14 protein-coding genes are annotated in these 20,196 nt (G+C 66.4%); 4 read left to right on the forward strand and 10 right to left on the reverse strand.

Going from position 1 to position 20,196, the window contains the following annotated elements:
• Window positions 1-41: 41 nt before the first annotated feature.
• Window positions 42-1,337: a TonB family protein gene (locus O0882_RS13800; RefSeq protein ID WP_289948802.1), complete on the reverse strand. Its 1,296-nt coding sequence runs from the start codon at window positions 1,335-1,337 to the stop codon at window positions 42-44.
• A gap of 214 nt (window positions 1,338-1,551) precedes the next feature.
• On the opposite strand from O0882_RS13800, the gene O0882_RS13805 reads away from it, so the two are divergent.
• Window positions 1,552-1,941 carry a DUF1090 family protein gene (locus O0882_RS13805; protein ID WP_289948804.1) on the forward strand — a complete coding sequence of 130 codons (390 nt, stop codon included), beginning with the start codon at window positions 1,552-1,554 and terminating at the stop codon, window positions 1,939-1,941.
• A gap of 13 nt (window positions 1,942-1,954) precedes the next feature.
• Here O0882_RS13805 and O0882_RS13810 read toward each other — a convergent pair whose 3' ends face one another.
• The 8 genes from O0882_RS13810 to O0882_RS13845 all read right to left on the reverse strand — a co-directional run bounded on the left by O0882_RS13810 (window position 1,955) and on the right by O0882_RS13845 (window position 16,434).
• Window positions 1,955-3,985, reverse strand: a complete 2,031-nt coding sequence (locus tag O0882_RS13810; RefSeq protein ID WP_289948806.1) for an SWIM zinc finger family protein — start codon at window positions 3,983-3,985, stop codon at window positions 1,955-1,957.
• Window positions 3,982-5,115 (reverse strand): VWA domain-containing protein, encoded by a 1,134-nt coding sequence (locus O0882_RS13815; protein ID WP_289948808.1) that lies wholly within the window; start codon window positions 5,113-5,115, stop codon window positions 3,982-3,984. Before O0882_RS13815 ends, O0882_RS13810 begins: the two co-directional genes overlap by 4 nt.
• Window positions 5,108-7,588, reverse strand: a complete 2,481-nt coding sequence (locus O0882_RS13820; protein WP_289948809.1) for a DUF5682 family protein — start codon at window positions 7,586-7,588, stop codon at window positions 5,108-5,110. Before O0882_RS13820 ends, O0882_RS13815 begins: the two co-directional genes overlap by 8 nt.
• A complete protein-coding gene (locus tag O0882_RS13825) occupies window positions 7,579-8,682 on the reverse strand; it encodes an AAA family ATPase (protein ID WP_289948811.1) in 1,104 nt (367 codons plus the stop codon). Before O0882_RS13825 ends, O0882_RS13820 begins: the two co-directional genes overlap by 10 nt.
• A 17-nt stretch (window positions 8,683-8,699) precedes the next feature.
• Window positions 8,700-12,449 carry a DUF4132 domain-containing protein gene (locus O0882_RS13830; protein WP_289948812.1) on the reverse strand — a complete coding sequence of 1,250 codons (3,750 nt, stop codon included), beginning with the start codon at window positions 12,447-12,449 and terminating at the stop codon, window positions 8,700-8,702.
• Between the two features lie 212 nt (window positions 12,450-12,661).
• Window positions 12,662-13,555, reverse strand: coding sequence for a 3-hydroxyisobutyrate dehydrogenase (mmsB, locus tag O0882_RS13835; protein WP_289948813.1), 894 nt, complete (start codon window positions 13,553-13,555; stop codon window positions 12,662-12,664).
• Between the two features lie 10 nt (window positions 13,556-13,565).
• The gene (locus O0882_RS13840) at window positions 13,566-15,080 is read right to left on the reverse strand and encodes a CoA-acylating methylmalonate-semialdehyde dehydrogenase (protein WP_289948814.1); all 1,515 of its coding nucleotides are present in this window, start codon (window positions 15,078-15,080) and stop codon (window positions 13,566-13,568) included.
• Between the two features lie 136 nt (window positions 15,081-15,216).
• Window positions 15,217-16,434 carry an ABC transporter substrate-binding protein gene (locus O0882_RS13845; RefSeq protein WP_289948815.1) on the reverse strand — a complete coding sequence of 406 codons (1,218 nt, stop codon included), beginning with the start codon at window positions 16,432-16,434 and terminating at the stop codon, window positions 15,217-15,219.
• Between the two features lie 121 nt (window positions 16,435-16,555).
• Between O0882_RS13845 and O0882_RS13850 the strand changes: the two genes are divergently transcribed.
• The 3 genes from O0882_RS13850 to O0882_RS13860 all read left to right on the forward strand — a co-directional run bounded on the left by O0882_RS13850 (window position 16,556) and on the right by O0882_RS13860 (window position 20,038).
• Entirely contained in the window at window positions 16,556-17,473 is a 918-nt protein-coding gene (locus tag O0882_RS13850) for a LysR family transcriptional regulator (protein ID WP_289948817.1), read from the forward strand.
• A gap of 50 nt (window positions 17,474-17,523) precedes the next feature.
• Entirely contained in the window at window positions 17,524-18,054 is a 531-nt protein-coding gene (locus O0882_RS13855; protein WP_289948818.1) for an isochorismatase family protein, read from the forward strand.
• Between the two features lie 106 nt (window positions 18,055-18,160).
• Window positions 18,161-20,038: a hypothetical protein gene (locus O0882_RS13860; RefSeq protein ID WP_289948819.1), complete on the forward strand. Its 1,878-nt coding sequence runs from the start codon at window positions 18,161-18,163 to the stop codon at window positions 20,036-20,038.
• Window positions 20,039-20,044: 6 nt separating this feature from the next.
• Here O0882_RS13860 and O0882_RS13865 read toward each other — a convergent pair whose 3' ends face one another.
• Window positions 20,045-20,173, reverse strand: a complete 129-nt coding sequence (locus O0882_RS13865) for a hypothetical protein (protein WP_289948822.1) — start codon at window positions 20,171-20,173, stop codon at window positions 20,045-20,047.
• Window positions 20,174-20,196 lie beyond the last annotated feature (23 nt).

Consider the following 20,196-nt stretch of genomic DNA (forward strand, 5'->3'; position numbering starts at 1 on the left):
GCCGGCTAGGTGTTCGCCTGACGCCAAGGCCATGGCCATGGCTACGGCATCTTGCCGCGCATGCCATCGAGCCTGGCTTGCCAGACTTGCGCCCTGGCCGCATCGGCAGCTTGCCCCAGGCCGCCGTCACGATACACGGCCAGCAGCCGCTGCATCGCTTCCACATGGCCTGTCTGCGCCGCCAGTTCATACCAGACCATAGCCAGGCTGCCATCCTGCGACAGGCCCTTGCCCGTCTCATATGCCTGCGCCAGGCGGTATTGCGCTGCATCATGACCCAGGCTGGCCGCCCTGGCCGTCCAGGCCACCGCTGCCGCGGTCTCCTGGGGCGCTTGCGCCTGCGCCATCAACTGTTCGCCGCGCAGGTATAGCGCCGGCGGGAAGTCTTGTTTGACCGCCTTGTCCAGCAGGCGCATGGCTTGCTCCGGGTCGTCCGCGACAACGTCGCCCCGCAGCAACATCTGCGCCAGCGCAACCTGCGCATCGGGCAGGCTGCCTTCCGCCGCCTTGCGGTACCACGACACTGCCACGGCGTTGTCCTGGCCGACGCTGTCGCCGGCCAGGTACAGCTGCGCCAGCCTGTACTGGGCTTTCGTAAAGCCCTTGTCCGCCGCCCGCGTATACCATTTGACGGCCTGGGCCATATCCGTCTGTACCTTCCAGGCCTGGTGGTACATGGTGCCCAAGGAATACAACACCTTGACACGCTCCTGCGCCGCCGGCCGCATGAGCCAGCCCAGCACTTCCTCGCCATTGTCCGGCTGCGCCGTATCGTACAGGGCCCGTGCGCCCAGCCGCTCCTGGGCTTCGCCATTGCCGCCCAATGCCGCCGCCCGGTACCAGCGCAGGACCTCGGCCATGTCAGCGCGCAAGGACCACCTGCTGCTCAGCAATAGTGCATAGCGCATCTGCGCGTTCGCGTCGCCGGTCTCGGCCGCCGCGCGCAGTACCTCCGGCCTCACCCCATCTTCCTCGCTGTCAATACTCCACATGTACTGTATTTTCGTCCAGCTGCGTACCGGCTTGCCATTGGCGAGTCCGGGACTGAAGCCGCGCTTGCGCATGCCATCGATGGCAGCGGCATCAAGCATGAGTGTACCGCTGGTTTGCTCGACGGTAGCAGCCAGGACAGTGCCATCCGCATCAACGAGGAAAGCCATGCTGACGATTCCCTGCAGGTTTTCAAGCAGCGCCTGGCGTGGGTAAACCATGGTATTGGCTTCGGTGGTCGGCAGGGCCAGGGGCAAGGTGGTCGCAGCTGGCTGGGCCTGCAGCGATGCTGCCGGCAAGGCCAGGAAAATGGTGGCCAGCAGGCGCGCGGTGTGTTTCAGGATCATGGTATATGGCAGGCGCAACAGGGCGCCGCCCAGTGCAAGGTACGTTGAAGGTGCACGCATCTTACGCAATAACCAACATTCCAGAAAGGCGGCAATACGTGGATTCGTTTGACAGCAGGGCGGACGCGGCATACATTGCCAGGATACAAGCACGATACCTTCAGGTTCGTGCCGACTTCGCACCCGCTCCTTCACACTTCATCACAGGTCCAGCATGCACATATTGTCCCGTACCGCCTTGACCCTGCTGCTCGCCGCAGCCTCCGTGGGCGCCAGCGCCGCAGACACCCAGCTGGCAGGCTGCGCCGCCAAGCGCGAAAGCATCCGCAGCGAATTACGCCAAGCGCAGGAACAGGGTCTGTCCGACAAGGTCGCGGGCCTGACGCGCGCGCTCGACGAAGTCAACGCCCACTGCCGCGACAACGTGCTGGTCGAACGCCACAACAAGAAGGTGCTGAAGGCGCAGGCGAAAGTGAACCAGACGGAGCGTTCGCTGCGCATGGCCCAGGAAGCGAATAAAGAGCCGAAAAAGATCGCCAAGCTGGAAGGCAAGCTGGAAAAAGCCAGGGCGGAACTGGCCGCCCTGCAGGCGCAGCAGCCCTGACGGCAAGCCGCGGCTACCCTGCCGCCTCCAGCGCGAGACACGTCGTGCAGACATACGCCAGGCGCAAGGCTTGCGCCGCGCGCGGCGTGCTGACGTAGGCCCCCAGCAGGCCGGCCGGCAAATCCAGGCCCAGCGCGTGCAAGGTGGCGCCATGCCGCGCCAGTTCGCCGGCCAGTTCGGCTTCCAGCCGTGGCCGGCCACTACGCGCCTGCAGTGCGAGAAGGTCGAGCACCTGGGCCAGCACCCGCGATGCCGCCGAGCTTTGCTGCGGCACCGATGATGCCAGGCTGGCGCCCCCCAGGCTCTTGAAAAAGCGCGCCAGCGCCGACGGCAGCTTGCCTGCGTCGATCTCGAAATCGAGCGACACCACGCGCAACTTGCCATTCTTGGCGATCAGCAGCGCCACCGGCTGCCAGCCACCTGGCTCGCCACGCGCGCGGCTGGCCAGCACGGCACGGATATCGGCGCCATCGGCCACGGCCGCCTGCAGCCGCGTAATGCGCGGACGCAGCGCCGGTAGTGCCGGAATCTGCAAGTCCAGGGCGGCGCCACAGGTGTCGAACACTTGCCAATCGAGCCGCTGCCCCACTTCGTCGAGCTGCGGTCGCGCCACGGCCGCCGGACGCAGCACCACGCAATCGACGGGCTCCGGCGTCAAGCCGACGTTACCGCTCATGAAAGCGGCCAGCGCCATCCAGTCGCTGAAACCCAGACTCTGCCAGCGCGGATCGTCGAGCGCCCACAGCGGCGCCGCACTGGCGCGCACGCCGCTGTCCATGGCAAGCCGCCCATCGTCGGCCAGGGACGCGCCTGCCAACTGCCAGCTCGCCTCGCACATATGCCGGGCGCTGCCGGCGCCCGTCCACAGGCTGCCCGCATCCCATGTAGATTCGCGCGTAAACGAGCGGTCGCTGGCGTCGGCCCGCGCCTGCACCGCCTGCACGATACGCCCCTCGCCCCCCTCGGCATGCTGCCAGAACGACAAGGTCAGGCCATGCGCGCCGCCGCGCGTTTCCCACCAATACGCGCCCAGCGGCAGCAGCTCGATGGGCGCGTCGCCGGCCGCATCAAAGCTGCGCCGCGCCTGTCCGCGCAAGCGCTGCAAGAGCGGGCCAGGCGCGTGTTCGAGCGCCGCGCACAAGGCGCCGATGGCCGCCATCTCCTCGAATGCCTGGCGCTCGCTGGCGTGGTAATCGCGCCGCACGAGCAAATCCAGCGTACCGCCCAGTCCACGCAACAGGGCGGCAAGACGGGGCAGGTTTTCACTGCGCGCCGACATGGTCAGCGCGCGCAGCTGGCCGGCGGCAATCGCGCTGGCATGCGACAGGCCATTGTCGTACAGCTCACCGAGCAGCCGCCGCACCTGGGCCAGGAACACCAGCTCGGACGTACTCATCCCGGGCGCTGCGGCGGCGGGCGCCGTCGCGGCGCCGTCCGGCCAGGCAAACTCCCGTCCATGCTTGCGCCAGACGCAGGCCAGCGCATACAGGTGCAGCGCCTTGCGCAGAGCGGCCGGGGTATCGGACACCATGGCGTCCACGCCGGCGCCGCGCAGATAGCTGCAGCCCAGTTTCAACAAGGGCAGCTCGATCTGCAGCCTGGCGCTGACGATGGTGACGTCCGCCTGGTCGCCTTCCGCCAGCCAGGCCAGCGCCTGGCGCACCGCCGGCTTGCCCGCCTGCTTGCAGACGGCCGCGCTGTCGAGCGCCAGCACCTCCTCCAGCACACCGGCCGGCGGCGCATCCTGCGCACCGTCCTGTCCACTGTCTTGTCCACTCTCCTGCGGCAGTTCGCGCAGCCACACGGCAGCGGCCAGGATATGCTTGCACATGCCGGGCGCCGGGCAATCGCAGCGGCCCTTCTGCGGCCCGCCCGCATCGAGCAGCACCCACTGGCCGTCGGCGACCAGGGCGCCGCCCGCGTCATCCTGCCAGCCCACCTTGCCCGCCTCGATATCCTTCAGGGCGCGGCGCAGCAGGCCCGCGTTGGCCAGCGTCGCCAGGCTGTCGTCGTCAAAGCTGCGGTACACGGCGTGCCAGCTCATCCCATCACCCCGGCCAGCCATTCGGCAAAGTGCTGTGGCGTCAGTGCCGCCACGTGCATGCCCTGATCCGCCAGGCGCTGCGCCATGCCGTGGTCGTACACAGGCTGTGCGCGCGCGTCGAGCGCGGCCAGGCCCAGCAGGGTGACGCGCGACTCGGCCATGCGCTTGAGCGCCGCCAGCAGCGGCCCTGGCGGTGCGCCCTCCTCGAAATCGCTGATCAGGGCCAGTACCGTGCGCTGCGGATTGCTCACCAGCTGCTCGCAGTACTGCACCGCGCGGCCGATATTCGTGCCACCGCCCAGCTGCACCGTCAGCAGCACCTCGACCGGGTCGGCGGCCAGGTGCGTCAGGTCTGCCACGCTGGTGTCGAACACCACCAGCCGCACATTCACGGCCGGCAGGCCGGACAGGATGCCAGCCACCACGGCCGCATAGATCACCGAATCCATCATCGAGGCGCTCTGGTCGACGCACAGGATGACGTCCCACGGCAGGCTGCGCTTGACGCGCGCATTGAAGACGGGCCGCGCCATCAGCAGGCGGCGGCTGGCCAGATCATAGTGTTTCAGGTTGGCGGCAATGGTGGCGCGCCAATCGAAGTTCTGCGCGCTCTTCATCTGCGTGCGGCGAAAGCGGTTGCGCCGCCCCACCACCGCGTTGACGAAATCCTTGCGCAGGCGCTCGGTGATTTCCTCGACCACGTGCCGTATCACGGCGCGCACCGCGTCATGCATGTCCGCGCCGAGCCGCCCGCGCATGCCGATCAGGGCGCGCGCCAGCGCCTGGTTCGGCTCCAGGCTGGCCAGCACGGCCGGGTCGCGCAGCAGGCCGCTCAATTCATAGCGCTCGATCGCGTGGCCCTGCACGCGCTCGTACACGTCCTGCGGAAACAGCTTGCGCGTCTGCGCCAGCCAGTCGATGGCGCGCAGCTGGCTGGGGTCCAGCGAACCGCCACCGCCGGCGCGCAGCATGCCCTTGCGCTCATACTCGCGGCCATACAGATAATCGAGACAGGCATCGAGCCGGCCATCGCTGGCGGACCAGGCTTCGGTTTGCAGCGGCTGCGCGTAGCGTCCCAGCATCAGGCGCCAGCGGCGCAGCAATTCCTGATGATGCAGATTCTCAGCCATGCGGCTTCTCCGTTGAAAGATCCAGCCAGCCGGACAGCGCATCGCGCTCCAGGCAGGCGGCCAGCGCCGCGTTCAGGCGGCCGCCCGCCAGCATCTCGTCTTCGCTGACGTCGTAGTGGAATTCGACCTGCAAGGCGTCCGGCGCGGCGCCGTTGAGCACCGCCAGCGCCTCGGCCAGGTCGCTCGTCTCCTGCGGCTTCAGGCCAGTGAAGGCCAGCCGCAAATCGGGCAGATACTCGATGAAACTGGCCTCGTCCCAGCTGCCGACCAGGGTATTGAAGCCGCGCCGCAGTCCCGGCTGCGTCAGCAGCAATTCAGGCGCTGCGGCCATCAGGCCCGACAGGAAGCGCACGGCATCCTGCGGCGTGGCGCCGGCGCCGAAGCGCCGTTCCAGCAAGCGCGACAAATCCTGTTCATCCCAGGCGCCATCGAGGAACAGCAGCGCGGCGGCGGCGCCGCAGATGCCGGGCGCGCAGGTGCGCGTCGCCGTCAGGGCCTGCAGGCGCCGGTGCAGGTCGCCCGCTTCGAAAGCCAGGCCAGCCTCCTGCACCGGCAAGGCACTGCGTGCGGCACGGCCAAATTCGCGCAATGCCAGCAACTGTCCCACTTGCGCGCCTTCCCCGTCCCTGCCCGTATCGGCCAGCGCGGGCAGCAGGAACAGCGCGGCCGGCCAGACACGCCGCATCAGCGCCAGCACGCCGGGATGCTCGCGCACGCCCAGCGGCTCGCGCGCGCGCCACAGGGTCACCAGCGCATGGCCGCAGGCGACGACGGAGGCAAAATCGGCATCGTCGTCGAGATGGCGCGACAACAGCGACAACAGGCCGGGCAAACGTTCATGCAAGCCCACCAGGCAAGCACGCACCAGCAGGGCAGCGGCGCTGCCGGCCGAACGGGCCCGGCCCGCGGCGCCCAGCGCCTGCTCTTCGCGCAGCAGCCGCACCAGCGCCACCTCGGCCAGGGTGGTGCCATCGGCAGCCAATTCGATCAGGCGCGCTTCGACCAGCGGCGTCCACGCATACGTCCATTCCTCGAACAGCAGTTCGAGCCGGCTGCCGGCCATGAAATCGGGGCCGCCCTGCCAGCGCGCCAGGTCCGTGTCCAGATACTGCATCAGATGAAAGAAGCGGCTGCGCTGGCGGTGGCGCTGCTTGCGGTACAGGTCCAGCCGCGCCAGCCGCTTGTCGCCGTCGTCGAGGCGCAAGCCGTGGCGATGCGCGGCCGCGCGCGCGTCTTGCACCAGCGGCGGCGAACCGGCCGATGGCGGCACGTCGCCCAGCCGGCTGCCCGTCATCTGGCGCCGCACGTCGTCGAACAGGCCTTGCATGCCATCGTCAATGGCGCCCTTGACGAAGCAGGAGCGCATGGCGTCGAGCACATCCTGGCGGCCTGGCCCCGCATGGCCGCGCAAGGCCGCCAGCCTGGCCGCCTGCAGCACGGCCGCCTGTACCTGCGCCGTGGAAATGCTCTCCTGCACGCCACGCGCCCGGCTATCCTGGGCCAGCCTGGTCAACTGGTCCACGGCGACGGCAAGCTGATGATCGCCCGGCGCCGGCGACTGCAGGGCGTCCCAGACGGCCTGGTAGTAGGCGGGCGCCGGCATGCCGGCGCCATAGCCATTCAGGGCATCGAGCCGCTCAAAGCTGTAGCGTATCAGCCAGCTGGCGCCGGCAATGGCCGGCGCGGCCGGCGGGGGATTGGCGTCAAGCAGTTCGATCAGCGCGCTGGTGTGAAAGCCGCCGGTGACCACCACCACGGGGCCGTCCACCTGCTTGCGCCAGCGGGCGATATGCGCCGCCATGTGGCGTTCGCGCGGCAAGCTGCCCTCCGCTTCCAGCACGGCCGGCTCGTAATCGAGGCGGGCCATGGCGCAGTAGGAAAACACGTCGCCAAACATGCTGCGCCAGTCCGCCAGCGCCGCGCGCGAGCGCGCCTCGAACAGGTGATCCCACAGTTCGTCCTGGTCGCGGCAGCCGGCGCGCGCGGCCAGGGCGTTCAGATAGCTGCTGTGGGCCAGGTAGCGCTCGGCCATCAGGCTGCGCGCATCGGCATCGTGCGCATCCGCCGTGCCCGCGCGCGCCTGCCACGGCAGGTCGATGAAGGCCAGCTGCGCCTGCACGGCCGCGCCCTCGCGCAGCGCCACCCATTCGGGGCTGTAATCGCAAAACGGGAAAAACGCCGATGCCGTGCGTGCGCCCTCTGCGCCTGTCGCCGGCGTCTGGCACAGCAGCGCCACGGGCGGGCGCGTGCGTTCGTCCAGCAGCAAGGGCAGCATGTCCGTGAAGCCTTCCGGCCCCTCGATCAGCACGGCAGCCGGGCGCAATTCGCGCAGCATGGCCTGCAATGCGTGGGCGCATGCCGGGCTGTGGTGGCGCACCGGCGCAAAGTACACGCCATGTTCGAACAGCCTGGCGCGCGCGGCAGCCACGCCGGCCGGCAAATTCGGCTGCGAATCCGGCTGCACTACAGCCATAGCTGGCGCGCCGCGTCGCCGAAGCTTTTCCACAAATCGTCGCGGCGGCCACGTTCGCGCACCACCGTGTCGAAATAATGGCGCACGCGCTTGAGGTCATCGGCGTTGTCCTTCAGGACCACGCCCTGCAACTGGTTGGCCAGTTCGCGCGGGCGCAAGGTGCCGTCGCCGAAATGCAGGGCCTCCAGCGAGGCCGCATAGACCAGGTTGACCGCCTCGGCACTCGACATCACCGCCTCCGGCGTCTTGATGGCCGTGCCTTCGCGGGTCTGGCCGGCGCGCAGTTCCTGGAACGTGGTCACCAGCAGTTCGACCACGTCGCGCCTGACGATGACGGCGGCGCCGATGGCATCAAGTTCGCGCTGCAGCTGCTGCATCACCAGTTCGACTTCGAAGCCATGGTCGCGGATCGGCTTGACGGTTTCGAAGTTGAAGCGGCGTTTCAGCGCCGACGACATTTCATGCACGCCGCGGTCGCGCAAGTTGGCGCTGGCGATGATATTGAAGCCGCGCCGCGCATGCACGCGTGCGTCGCCGCCCAGTTCCGGAATCATCAGCTGCTTTTCCGACATCAGTGAAATGAGCACGTCCTGCATCTCGGGCGCGCAGCGCGTGATTTCCTCGAAGCGCACCAGCTTGCCCGCTTCCATGGCCTGGAACAAGGGCGACGGCACCAGCGCGCGCCGGCTCGGCCCTTCGGCCAGCAGCAAGGCATAGTTCCACGAATACTTGATATGGTCTTCGGTGGTGCCGGCCGTGCCCTGTATCGCCAGCGCGGAGTCGCCGCTGATGGCCGCGGCCAGCAATTCGGACAGCAGCGACTTGGCCGTACCCGGTTCGCCCACCAGCATCAGCCCCTGGTGCCCCATCAAGGTGACGATGGCGCGGTCGACGAGCGGATCGTCGCCATAGAATTTGCGGCTCACTTGCAGCGCCGCGTCGCCCAGGATGAAGCGGCGCACCGCGCGCGGCGACAGCTGCCAGCCCTCCGGGCGCGGATCGGTATCGGCCGCCTTCAGGCGTTCCAGCTCGCTGGCGTAGCGCTGTTCGGCGCTGCGGCGCACCACCTGGTTATCGTTATGTTGTTCCGTCATGATTTTGCTTTCTTTGCTTACCACGGCATTTTACTTTCCCATTGCGCATCATAGCCGCCGCACGCCTTCGACACCGCCAGATAATCGGCATAGGTTTCGGCCAGCAGCACGGACGGCACCTCGGCCAGCGGCACCGCCTCGTCGCGCCAGGAGCGCGGCAAGGGATAGAATTGCAGCGTTTTCAGGGCGGCCGCCATCAATTCCTCGGGCAGGCTGCTGCCGGAAAATTCGATCACCGCGCGCAAGCCGGCGCTGATGAAATCCTTGTGATACTCGGTAAAGACGCCGCCATCCTCGGCCTGGCCGCGCTGATAGCCGTGCTTGCCGAAGGCGCCGCGCATGCCGAAGGTGTCGCCCACCCAGCCTTCGCGGTCCGCGATGTGCCGGCCCGCCATCAGCGACGCGTCGGGCAACTGGTGCGCCAGCTGCTCGAACAGGGGCTTGACCTTGTAATCCTTGAAATGGCGCTGCCAGGCGGCGATCTGCGGCGCATCCAGCAACGAGGCGTGCGCCAGGCGCAGCCGGCTGCCTTCGGGCAGCGCGACTTCCTCGTCGTCCGCGTCGAGCAGGCTGCCATCGTCGCTGGGGCGCAGCAGGGTGCGGCCTGCCTCGTCCTCCCTGATCCACACCAGCGCCTGCACCAGGCGGCCCGCGATCGGATGGCCGAGCAGGTAATCGCGCCACTCCTGCGCCGGCCAGACACGTCCGGCGCACATGGCTTCGTACAGGCGCGCCGTCTGCATGCTGATGACTTGCTTGAGTTCTTTCTTGCACACGGATAGCTGCTGTTTGGCTTCCTTTGCCAGTTCGGGCAATTCGTCCTGGCGCGGCTCGGGTAAGGCCTTGATCTCCTTGCCGTCGGGGTTGTGCAAGCGCGGCTTCATGGCGCCGTCCAAGGTCACCTGGAAGACCCGCTCGCCATATGACAGGTCGAGGCGGCCGCTGTCGTCGAAGCCGCCAGTCGGGATGGTGCGGTCGCCCAGCTGGTCATGGCTCCAGCCCTTGCCTTGCGCGATGCGCTCGACCAGCAGACGCGCCTTTTCCTGCACCGAGGCGGTGCGGTAGCGCCGCGCGATCCCCAGCAATAACTGGATGACGGCCGGGTCGTAGCCGTCAGCCAGAGCGTCAAGCATCGCTTCGATCTGCGCGCGGCGCGGGTAATGGTCGCGCATATACGCTTGCAGCAGGCTGATCGCCACATGGCCAGGCGTATGCGCGGCCAGCGCCAGGATGCCCTTCTCGCCGATGGCGCTGCCCAGGTATTCGGCCATCTTGTTGCGGCGGATCTGGTCGAACACCTGCTCTTCGCTCATCTTGCCCTGCGCGGCATAATACTCGGGATAGCGCCTGGCCTGGTCCTGGTAGCTCTGATAGGTCTGCGGCGCGCGCGCCTGCGCTTCGGCGGTCGCCACTTCCAGGCTCGGGCCGCGCAGATCCTCGGTGATGAACAGGCGCAGCACCGTCTCGCCCAGGGCGGCGCGGCCTGCCTCGTCCAGCAGGCCCAGATAGCGCTGCAGCAAGGCGTTGCCGCCCGGCTCCTTCAATTTGCAGGCCAGCACCACCCACCAGCGGATGATGTCGGCGTCGACCGGCGTGCCGTCCTGCCAGCGGCAGGCGGGCAGCGCCTCGAAGACGAACCAGGCCAGGCCGACGGGCGCCTTGCCCTTCAAGCCCTTGCGCGCGGCGGCCAGCAGGATCTCGGGCGACAGGCGCGGACTCAGGTCCTCGCCCAGTTTTTCCAGCGCCGTCAGCAGCGCGGCGATCACGGTCTCGCGCGTCTCCTTGTCCAGCGCCTGGTACAGCGCCGGGACGGCGGCGCGATAATCGAGGTCGACCAGCCAGCGCGCGGCGCCGATGCGCATGTCCTGCTTGCCCGATCCCAGCGCCTCGGCCACGCGCTTGCCGATATCGGGCAGGCTGGCCAGCACCTGCTGCGCGCTGGCGCGGTGCTGCTTGCCCTCGCCCAGCGCGATCTCCATCACGCTCGGCAGCCATTGCGCCGGCAGCACCGGAAAGGTGGCCAGCACTTCCAGGGTGGGACCCAGCTCGGGCGCCACGCCCTGGCGCCTTTCAACGGCGCGCAAGCCCAGGCCCTGCTCGATCAGTTCGGGGCGTTCCGCGAACAGCGGCCAGACCATGTCCGCCGCCAGCACCTGCTGCGGCTTGGCGCCCCACCAGTTGCTGGCCATGCAGGCCATGGCCACGCTGTCATGCTCGTCGCCGGCCTCGCGCATGGCGCGCGCCAGCAGGCGCAGGTCGAACGTGGACAGGTCCTGCCGCGCCAGCCATTGCTGGAAGAAGTCATCGTGCCAGAAGTGAAAACTGTTGCGCCGCGTGGCCTGCAGCCAGCGCGCCATGTGCGCCACGCCGAAGTCCGGCAAGGCAGCCAGCTTGCCCTGCAGCTCGACGGGTTCGCGCGCCAGGTTACCTTGCAAGGGCCGCTCGTCGCCCTTCGCCGCCTCGCCATTGAACACGCGGATGGCCGCTTCCAGCCAGGCCGGCTTGATCGCCTCATAGTGTTTCAGGCGTTCCTGCATCCATTCGTACTTGTGCTTGGCGTGCTGGTTGTCGTCGCGCTCCTGCCGTGCTTCGGCGCGGTACTTTTCCAGCAGCGCCGCATGATTGGCCTGCAGCAGTTGCAGCGCGGCGTCGCCCAGGCGCGCCGCCGGCGGCGCGGGCGGCAGCGGCGGCACGGGCAGTTCCGTCGCGCCCGCATCGCTGGCCGCGCCCAGCCACGACAGGGCATTGCGGATGGCCGCCTGCACCGGCTTGCTCGTCTCCTGCGCCAGCGCCTGTTCCAGCAGCGCACCCTGCTGCGGCCCCAGGCTGCGGCCCAGCAGCTCGGCCGCCTGCACGCGCTCTTCCGTCTTGCCCGTCAACAGGCATTGCTGCAGCAAGACGGCCCGGCGTTCCACGGGAATGGCGGCCAGATGCGGCGCCGCTTCGATGCGCACGCTCTTGCCGCCATCGACGGCCAGGCGCACCAGGATGGCGGCATAGGCGTCGGCCAGCGCCGGTGCGGCGCCCACGCGCCTGGCCAGCTGCGCCTTGCCGCTGGCCGACAACACCGTTGGCAATTGCTCCACCCGCGCGGCATGCGCGAGCATGTAAGCGTCGAGCGCGCCCGGCGCCAGCAAGCGCTGCAGGCAGTTATCGCGCACGTATTCGTTCAATTCGCGCCGCTCGAACACCAGTTGCAGCGCGCCGTCTTCCGCCTCGCCATCGGCAGCCAGCAGGCGCGCCAGCAGCGCCACGTCCCAGCCGCGCCGGTTGACCGTGGTCGCCTGCGCGCGGGTCTCGGAAAAACTGGCGAACAACGCATCGCTGAGCAGGTAGTCGAGCCACTGCGGCACCGCGGCGCCCGTGCGTTCCAGCGCATCGCCTCCGTCGGCGGCCTGCAGCAGCTTGCCCAGGCGCACCAGCAGCGCCGCGTCCAGCGTCGCCGCGTCGGACTGGGCGTAGAACTGGTGCCGGTGGCGCAGGCTTTCATTGGCCAGCGCGCCATCCTTGCTACTCATGTTATGGGTATAAAAAAGCGAGTACAGGCGCCCGGGCTTGCCCAGCAGGGTGCCGCCGCGCGGCGCCGCCGCCTGCACCTCAAGCAGCACGCCTTCCTGCCGCCCTGCGCAGACGAACTCGCAGGCGCGCTCCCACAGCGCAGGCGAAATCTGCGCCAGGCCGCGCAAGCCCTTCTTCAACTGCGCCTGCTCATCCACGCCTGCCAGACCCACTACGCCCTGCGCCAGTTCCAGTATTTTTTTAAACATCGGGTGATCCGTCTTTCCTGTTCATCAAGGCCCTCGCCGGGCATGTTTTTTCGCAATCGGTGTCCATATCGGCGGCATTCATCGTGCATCGAACTTGCATACAATCAAGTTGCTGATTGTATATTCTTATCCTCCTGATAGCATGTACGTTTGGATGACGATCAACAAAAAAAAAGCGCTCCCGCAGGAGCGCCATCGCCACGACAGCGGCCTTATGCCGGCGCATCCTGCAGCCGGTAGATGCTGGAGAAATCGAGCCCGCCCGATCCTGCCTTGCTGTGCATGTCATACAGCGTGCGCGCCAGGGCGCCCAGCGGTACGCTGGCGCCCGACGCCTCGGCGCTTTCCATGGCCAGGCCCAGGTCTTTGAGCATCAGGTCGACGCCAAAGCCGCCCGTGTAGCCGCGCGACGCGGGCACGTTCTCGGCCACGCCGGGACACGGGTTGTACACGTCCAGGGTCCAGTTGCGGCCCGAGCTTTTCGCCATCACGTCCGACACCACTTTTGGATCGAGGCCATTGGCCACGCCCAGGCGTATCGCTTCGCTGGTGCCGATCATGAGTATGCCCAGCAGCATGTTGTTGCAGATCTTGACCGTCTGGCCGCAGCCCGAGCCGCCCGCGTGGAAGATCGCCTTGCCCATGATCTCCAGGTAGGGCCGCGCCGTTGCCAGCGTGGCCTCCTCGCCGCCTACCATGAAAGTCAGGGTGCCGTTGGTGGCGCCCGCCGTGCCGCCGGACACAGGCGCGTCCAGCATCGGCAAGCCCTGCTCCTGCGCCGCGCGGCCCACCTGGCGCGCCGCCTCGGTGGAAATGGTCGAGCAGTCGATCAGCAAGGTGCCGGGCCGCGCCTGTGCCAGAATACCCGCGTCGCCAAGGTAGGCCCCCAGCACGTGGCGGCTGGCCGGCAGCATGGTGATGACGATGTCGGCCGCCCGGATCGCCGCCGCCTGGTCATCGGAGACCTGGCCACCGCCATCGGCAAACAGCTTCACGCTGGCCGGCAGCAAGTCAAAACCCGTGACGGCATGGCCGGCCCGCACCAGGTTTTGCGCCATGGGCAAGCCCATGTTACCGAGGCCGATGAAAACGATATTGGTGCTCATCCCCGCCTCCTTATTTCATCGAGATGGTGGTATTGACACCGCTGCCGCCGTCGTCCGGGGCGAACCAGCGCGCCGTGACGGTCTTGGTCTGCGTCCAGAAGTACAAGGCTTGCTTGCCGTTCGGCCCCAGGTCGCCCAGTTTCGACGCGCGCGAGCCCGTGAAGCTGAAATAGGCGACGGGCACGGGTATGGCCACGTTGATGCCCACTTGCCCCACGTCGATCTCGTGCTGGAACTTGCGCCCCGCCCAGCCGGACGAAGTGAAGATCGAGGTGCCGTTGCCGTTCGGGTTGGCGTTGATGAAGGCGATGGCCTGGTCCAGCGTATCGGTTTCGACCACGCACATGGCGGGGCCGAAGATTTCCTGCGTGTAGACGGAGTTCGATGCCGCCACCTTCGAGAAAATCGTCGGTCCCATGAAGTTGCCGCCCTCGTAGCCGGCCACCTTGAGGCCGCGGCCGTCGAGCAGCAACTGCGCGCCCTCGTCCACGCCCGCCTGGATCAGCTTTTCCGCGCGCTGCATGGCCGCTTTCGAGACCATCGGCCCCAGGTCGGCATCGCGGTCGCTGCCCGGTCCCACTTTCAGCGCCTGCGAGCGGGCGACGATTTCCGGCAGCCAGGAACGCGCCTCGCCCACCAGCACGACGACGGAATTGGCCATGCAGCGCTGGCCGGCCGCACCGAAGGCGGCGCCGATCAGGTTATTGATCGCCTGCTCCTTGTTGGCGTCGGCCAGCACCACGCAATGGTTTTTCGCCCCCATCATCGATTGCGCGCGCTTGCCCGATTCGCTGGCGCGGCGGTACACATGCGTGCCCACGTGGGTGGAGCCGATGAAGGAAACGGCCTTGATGTCGGCATGGTCGCACAGCATGTTGACGACGTCGGCGCCGCCATGCACGACGTTCAGCACACCGGCCGGCAAGCCCGCCTGGTACATCAGTTCGACCAGGTACATGGTCGATGACGGGTCCTGCTCCGACGGTTTCAGCACGAACGTATTGCCGCAGGCGATAGCGATGGGGAACATGAAGCATGGCAGCATGACGGGGAAATTGAACGCCGTGATGCCGGCGCCCACGCCCAGCGGCTGGTAGATATTGTAGACGTCGACGCCGGTGGCCGCGTTTTCCGCGATTTCTCCCAGCTGCAGGGTGGCGATCGAGCACGCGTGCTCCACCACTTCCAGGCCGCGCATGACCTCCCCTTCCGCGTCGGGCAGGGTCTTGCCGTGTTCGCGCGTGATCAGTTCGGCCAGGGCGCCGATGTTTTCGCGGATCAGGTGCTGGTACTTGAGCATGATGCGCATGCGCGCCGCCAGCGGGGTACTCCGCCAGCTCTTGAATGCTTCCTTGGCCGTGGCGACGGCGAGGTTGACTTCGTCGGGCGTGGAAAACGGCACTCTGGCGACGATTTCCTGCGTGGCCGGGTTGACGACGTCGCGCCATTCGGTGCTGTTTGATGCGTGATGCTTGCCGCCGATATGCAGGGGGACGGCGGGGATTTGGGTGAGGGCTTGGTTCATTTGTTTGGCTCCGTGATTGATCAGTTACCCCAAGAGCAGATTCCGGGGTCGGACCCTGAGGGGGAATTTCCCCCAGTGGGGGAAATTCCGATTCCGAAGGAACCGACCCCGGCCTTTTCGCCGTTAGGGGTGAAAATTATTTTTTAACGAGATTGCACGCCGCCGCATCCATAGTCTTGAACGCCTGGTCGGCGGGGATGGTGGACAGCACTTTCAGGTAGTCCCACGCGCCTTTCGATTCGGCCGGGGTCTTCACCTGCACCAGGTACATATCGTGGATGACGCGGCCGTCGGGGCGGATCGAGGCGTTGTTCATGACGGCATCCTTGATGGGCAGTTCGCGCATTTTCTGGGCGACGATCTTCGAGTCGTCGCTTTTCGCCGCCGCCACCGATTTCAGGTAGTGGTAAACGCTGGAATACACGCCCGCCTGCACCATGGTCGGTTTGGCGCCCTTGTTGAGCGCCTCGAAGCGCTTGGCAAAGGCGCGGCTGCGGTCATCGAAATCCCAGTAAAAGCCGTCCGCGTAGACGAGGCCCTGCGCCGTTTCCAGCCCCAGCGCGTGCACGTCGGAGAGGAACACCAGCAAGGCGGCCAGGCGCTGGTCCTTGCCGCTGCCGATGCGGAACTCGCGCGCCTGCTTGATAGCGGAGACCACGTCGGCGCCGCCGTTGGCCAGGCCGATCACCTGTGCCTTCGAGCCTTGCGCCTGCACCAGAAAGGACGAGAAATCCGACGCGTTCAGTGGATGGCGCACGGCGCCCAGCACCGTGCCGCCATTGCGCTTGACGACTTCGCTGGCGTCTTTTTCCAGCGAATGGCCAAACGCGTAATCGACGGTGACGAAATACCACGATTTCTGCCCCAGCTTGGTCAGCGCCGCCGCCGTGCCGGCCGCCTGTGAATACGTATCGAACATCCAGTGGAAGCCGTTCGGCGAGCAATCCTCGTTCGTCAGCCGCGTGGTGGCCGGGCCGCTGAACATGGCGATGCCGCCCTTCTCTTTCATCAGCTTTTGCACGGAAAGGGCCACCGAGGAATTGGTCAGATCGGCGATGGCGTCGACCTTGTCGCGGTCTATCCATTCGCGCGCCTTGGAGGCGGCGATGTCCGCCTTGTTCAAGTGGTCGGCCGAGAGGATCTCGATCTTCATGCCCTTGCATTCGGCTTTCAGACAATCCTCGACGGCCATCTGGCTGGCGACGACGGAGCCGCGCCCGCCCATGGCCGAATACGGGCCGGACATGTCGGTCAGGATGCCAACCTTGACGACGCCATCGGAAATCTGCGCGTGCGCGCCGCCAAAGGAAAGGGTGAGCGCCAGCGCGCCCATGGCCAGAACGGTTTTTTTCATGCGTGTCTCCAGGTGGATGGGTTTTCTTATATGTTTAGATGCATTCTGCATGTGTAAAAATATGCACTCAAGTGAAATTAATGCATAATTCCTTTGCAAAAATGCACAGAGAGGGATTGCCATGCTCGATTGGGACAATGTACGGGTCTTCCTGGAACTGACGCGCAGCGCCGGCCTCGTCGATGCGGCGAAAAAGCTGGGCATCGACCATTCCACCGTGTCGCGGCGCATGCGCAAGTTCGAGGAGCAGGTGGGCACGCAGCTGTTCGACCGCAATTACGTGGGCTACCAGCTGACGCCCGAGGGCCACCGCCTGATGGAATACGCGGAAAACATGGAAAGCACGGTGTTTGCCGCCACCGAGGAGCTGGGCGAACACAATCGATTGCTGTCGGGCCAGGTGCGCCTGGGCGCTACCGAGGGTTTCGGCGCCATCGTGCTGGCGCCCCACCTGGCGCAGTTTTGCGGGCGCTATCCGCACATCAGCGTGGACCTGATCGCCGTGCCCCGTTTCGTCAGCCTGTCCAAGCGCGAGGCGGACGTGGCCATTTCCGTCGAACGCCCCCTGTCCGGTCCGTATGTCGTGACGAAGCTGTCCGACTACCGCCTGAAACTGTACGCCACGCCAGGCTACCTGGCGCGCCATGCGCCGATCAGCAGCGTGGCGCAGCTGGCGCAGCATCCGATCATCGGCTACGTGGACGACCTGGTGTTCAGTTCGGAGCTGCGCTACATGGACAACGTGGCGCCCGATTCCCTGCGCGCGTTTCGCAGCACCAGCGTGATCGCCCAGTACCACGCGGCGCGCGCGGGCCAGGCGCTGGCGATCCTGCCCTGCTTCGTGGCGCAGCAGTCGAACGAGCTGGTGCCCGTGCTCGATGGCGAGATCGACCTGCTGCGCGCCTTCTGGATGATTTCGCCCAGCGAGCGGCGCAATATTGCCAGGGTCAGCGCCCTGTGGAACTACTTGCGTGCCGCCGTCGATTTGAATCATGGCTACCTGATGGGTGAAACAGCCGTGCCCAGCTGGCCAACTTGAGCAAACTGCGGCGCGCTACACTGTCGCCACATACTAATGAGGAGAACGCCATGCTGATGGATGCGAACCAGGCCGTACTGGTCATTGTCGACCTGCAAGGTCGCTTGATGCCGGCCATCCACGACGCCGGCCTGGTGCTGGCGCAAAACCTGCGCCTGGCAAAGATCGCCCGACTGCTCGACGTGCCCGTGCTGGGCACGGAACAGAACCGCCAGGGACTGGGGCCGAATGTGGAAGAGATCGCCGCCCTGTGCGAACGGACCTTGCACAAGACGCATTTCGGCGCCTGTGCCGACGGCTTGCCAGCCATGCTGCCACCGGGGCGCAAGCAGATCGTCGTCACCGGTTGCGAAGCCCATGTGTGCATGCTGCAGACGGCCATCGGCTTGCTGGAACTGGGGTACGAGGTCATCATCGCCATCGACGCCGTCGGCTCGCGCCAAGCCGCCAGCCGCGATGCGGCGCTGGCCCGCCTCGGCAAGCTGGGTGCCCATCTGGTGACGGTGGAAATGCTGGCCTTCGAGTGGTTGCGCGACTGCAAGCACCCACGCTTCCGCGACGTACTGGCGCTGATTAAATAGAACGCAGGTTTAAGCCAGATCAAGCCTGACCGCCTTTCATTTGCTAGCTTGGTAACAGCGCCGCCATTCCGAGCGGCGCGCCTTCCACATCAGCAAGGGAGCCATCATGGCCTATATCCTGCGGGGCAAACTGTGCGGCTTGATCTGTGCCGAGTGTCCTGAAGCCTTGTCGCACGTCATCGTGCGCCTGTACCGCCCGCGCGCGTCGCAAAACGTCACGGCCCTGGCCGTGGCCAGCGCCAAGGAAACCTTCGCCATCCTCACGGACGAGGAAGTGCAGGCGAAAGCCCCCTCCCTGCTGGCCGAAACGCGCACGGACGACGATGGCAACTACAGCTTTACCCTGGGCGACAAGGAACAATACCAGGGCGAGGCCGTCGAGGTCGATATCCTGTGTCCCACCGTGCCGCATCTGAAGCCAGGCCCGAAAGACCCCATGCCGCTGCAATTGTCCATCACCACCATCCAGCCCCGCTGGCGCCAGGTCGACAACGATTTCCTCGCCGTCTGGGATTATTGCCTGCCGCAACGCTTCTGGTGCCTGGTGCGCGCCCGCTTCGGCGCCTGGACCATCTGCGGCCGGCTGCGCACCTGCGACTCTCCCCACACGCCGATCGCGGGCGCCACCGTGCGCGCCTTCGATGCGGACTGGCTGCAGGACGATGCGCTGGGCCTGGCGGTGACGGATGCCAGCGGGCGCTTCCGCATCGACTACCTGACGTCGGATTTTACGCTGACGCCGTTTTCACCGTTCATCAACGTGGAATTCGCCAGCGGTCCCGACGTGTATTTCACGGCGCAGCTGGGCAGCGTGACCATCCTGTCGGAAACCCAGGCCAACGGGCGCCAGCCGGGGCGCGAAAACGTGGGCCACTGTTTCTGCGTGGAATTGTGCTCGAAAGACGTCTTGCCGCCCGATGTGGAAGGCGTGCCGCACTGGCAGCAAGTGGAAATCTTCGACATCCACCCATTCCCTTCGCTGGCCGGATTTTCCGCGCAAGGCTATGCGGGCGGCGCTGGCGCCTCGTATGTGTTCGCCGGCGGCGTTACCCTGAAAGGCAATTGCCCGCTACGCAACAGCGCCATCCCCGCCAACCCGCTCGAATACCGCTTCCTGATCGGCGAATGGTCCTGGCCCGGCGGCAGCGACGACCCGACAGCCATTCCCACGGTGGCGCCCGCCAGCTTGGCGCCGCTCACGCAAGTGCTCGGCACCTTGGTCGGTTATGTGTTTTATACGAATGGACTGGGCCTCGCCGACTCGGCACAGGTGATCGTCGATGCGGGCGATTTGCAACCGGGCGGCTGGATAAGGGTGGACGGCAAGCCTGTCACGGTGGACATGCGCGACGGCACGACGGCCATCGTCAATGTGGCGCCCAACATCTTCCTGCGCACCTTCGACTTGCTTACCGTGAATACGCCCGCCATCACCAGCCTGCATCCGGCCAAGCTGCCGGGCGGCTTGCCCATCCTCGACGCGGGCCGCAGCCTGACGGCGGTCGAGAGCGAACCGATACGCCGCTACCGCCTGGGCTTCGAAGTGCGCGACGGCATCAGCCTGGCGCTGGTGGCCACGGACGGGCTCGATTCCATCGTCTTCGACAATTCGCCCGTCATCGTGGCGCTGGACCTGGAAGAGTTGCGCAGCAATGCCTGCAACCCCATCGCGGGCGGCCTCGTGCATATCCTGTACACGATCGACCACCCGCATTTGCGCTTTTTCAATATCACGATTTCCAACAACAATGGCATCGCGCACCCGCCACCACCGCTGCCGTCCGCCACATTCACGCCGCCACCGCCACCGAACAATTATTTGTTCCGCGGCGGCGCGGGTGGGCCCCATCTGTCGGGCAACAATGGCGGTTTTCCCGTCAACGTGGCGCTCGACCCGCCGTGCGCCTACCGTGTGGCCATCGAATGGCAGACGCGGCATTACCTGGCATCGGCGCATAGCATTGATCGCCTCTACTGCAAGTAAGCGAGCTTAGAAGTAGCGCACCCACGCCTGCTTTGAGGTGCGCTGGAAATTGGCAAACGCGCGGCAGGGAAAGTACAGCACGGGCATCAGCAGCAAGGCCAGCAGCAGATATAAATGCAGCAAGTAGTAAAACATGGCAAATGATATTTCATTCTCAA

Source organism: Janthinobacterium sp. SUN073, from assembly GCF_030397665.1.
Taxonomy (GTDB): domain Bacteria; phylum Pseudomonadota; class Gammaproteobacteria; order Burkholderiales; family Burkholderiaceae_D; genus Janthinobacterium.

Bases quoted from the DNA above. Each gene is read 5' to 3' on its own strand.
- O0882_RS13800 (WP_289948802.1), bottom strand. From the start codon at position 1,337: ATGATCCTGAAACACACCGCGCGCCTGCTGGCCACCATTTTCCTGGCC.
- O0882_RS13805 (WP_289948804.1), top strand. From the start codon at position 1,552: ATGCACATATTGTCCCGTACCGCCTTGACCCTGCTGCTCGCCGCAGCC.
- O0882_RS13810 (WP_289948806.1), bottom strand. From the start codon at position 3,985: ATGAGCTGGCACGCCGTGTACCGCAGCTTTGACGACGACAGCCTGGCG.
- O0882_RS13815 (WP_289948808.1), bottom strand. From the start codon at position 5,115: ATGGCTGAGAATCTGCATCATCAGGAATTGCTGCGCCGCTGGCGCCTG.
- O0882_RS13820 (WP_289948809.1), bottom strand. From the start codon at position 7,588: ATGGCTGTAGTGCAGCCGGATTCGCAGCCGAATTTGCCGGCCGGCGTG.
- O0882_RS13825 (WP_289948811.1), bottom strand. From the start codon at position 8,682: ATGACGGAACAACATAACGATAACCAGGTGGTGCGCCGCAGCGCCGAA.
- O0882_RS13830 (WP_289948812.1), bottom strand. From the start codon at position 12,449: ATGTTTAAAAAAATACTGGAACTGGCGCAGGGCGTAGTGGGTCTGGCA.
- mmsB (WP_289948813.1), bottom strand. From the start codon at position 13,555: ATGAGCACCAATATCGTTTTCATCGGCCTCGGTAACATGGGCTTGCCC.
- O0882_RS13840 (WP_289948814.1), bottom strand. From the start codon at position 15,080: ATGAACCAAGCCCTCACCCAAATCCCCGCCGTCCCCCTGCATATCGGC.
- O0882_RS13845 (WP_289948815.1), bottom strand. From the start codon at position 16,434: ATGAAAAAAACCGTTCTGGCCATGGGCGCGCTGGCGCTCACCCTTTCC.
- O0882_RS13850 (WP_289948817.1), top strand. From the start codon at position 16,556: ATGCTCGATTGGGACAATGTACGGGTCTTCCTGGAACTGACGCGCAGC.
- O0882_RS13855 (WP_289948818.1), top strand. From the start codon at position 17,524: ATGCTGATGGATGCGAACCAGGCCGTACTGGTCATTGTCGACCTGCAA.
- O0882_RS13860 (WP_289948819.1), top strand. From the start codon at position 18,161: ATGGCCTATATCCTGCGGGGCAAACTGTGCGGCTTGATCTGTGCCGAG.
- O0882_RS13865 (WP_289948822.1), bottom strand. From the start codon at position 20,173: ATGTTTTACTACTTGCTGCATTTATATCTGCTGCTGGCCTTGCTGCTG.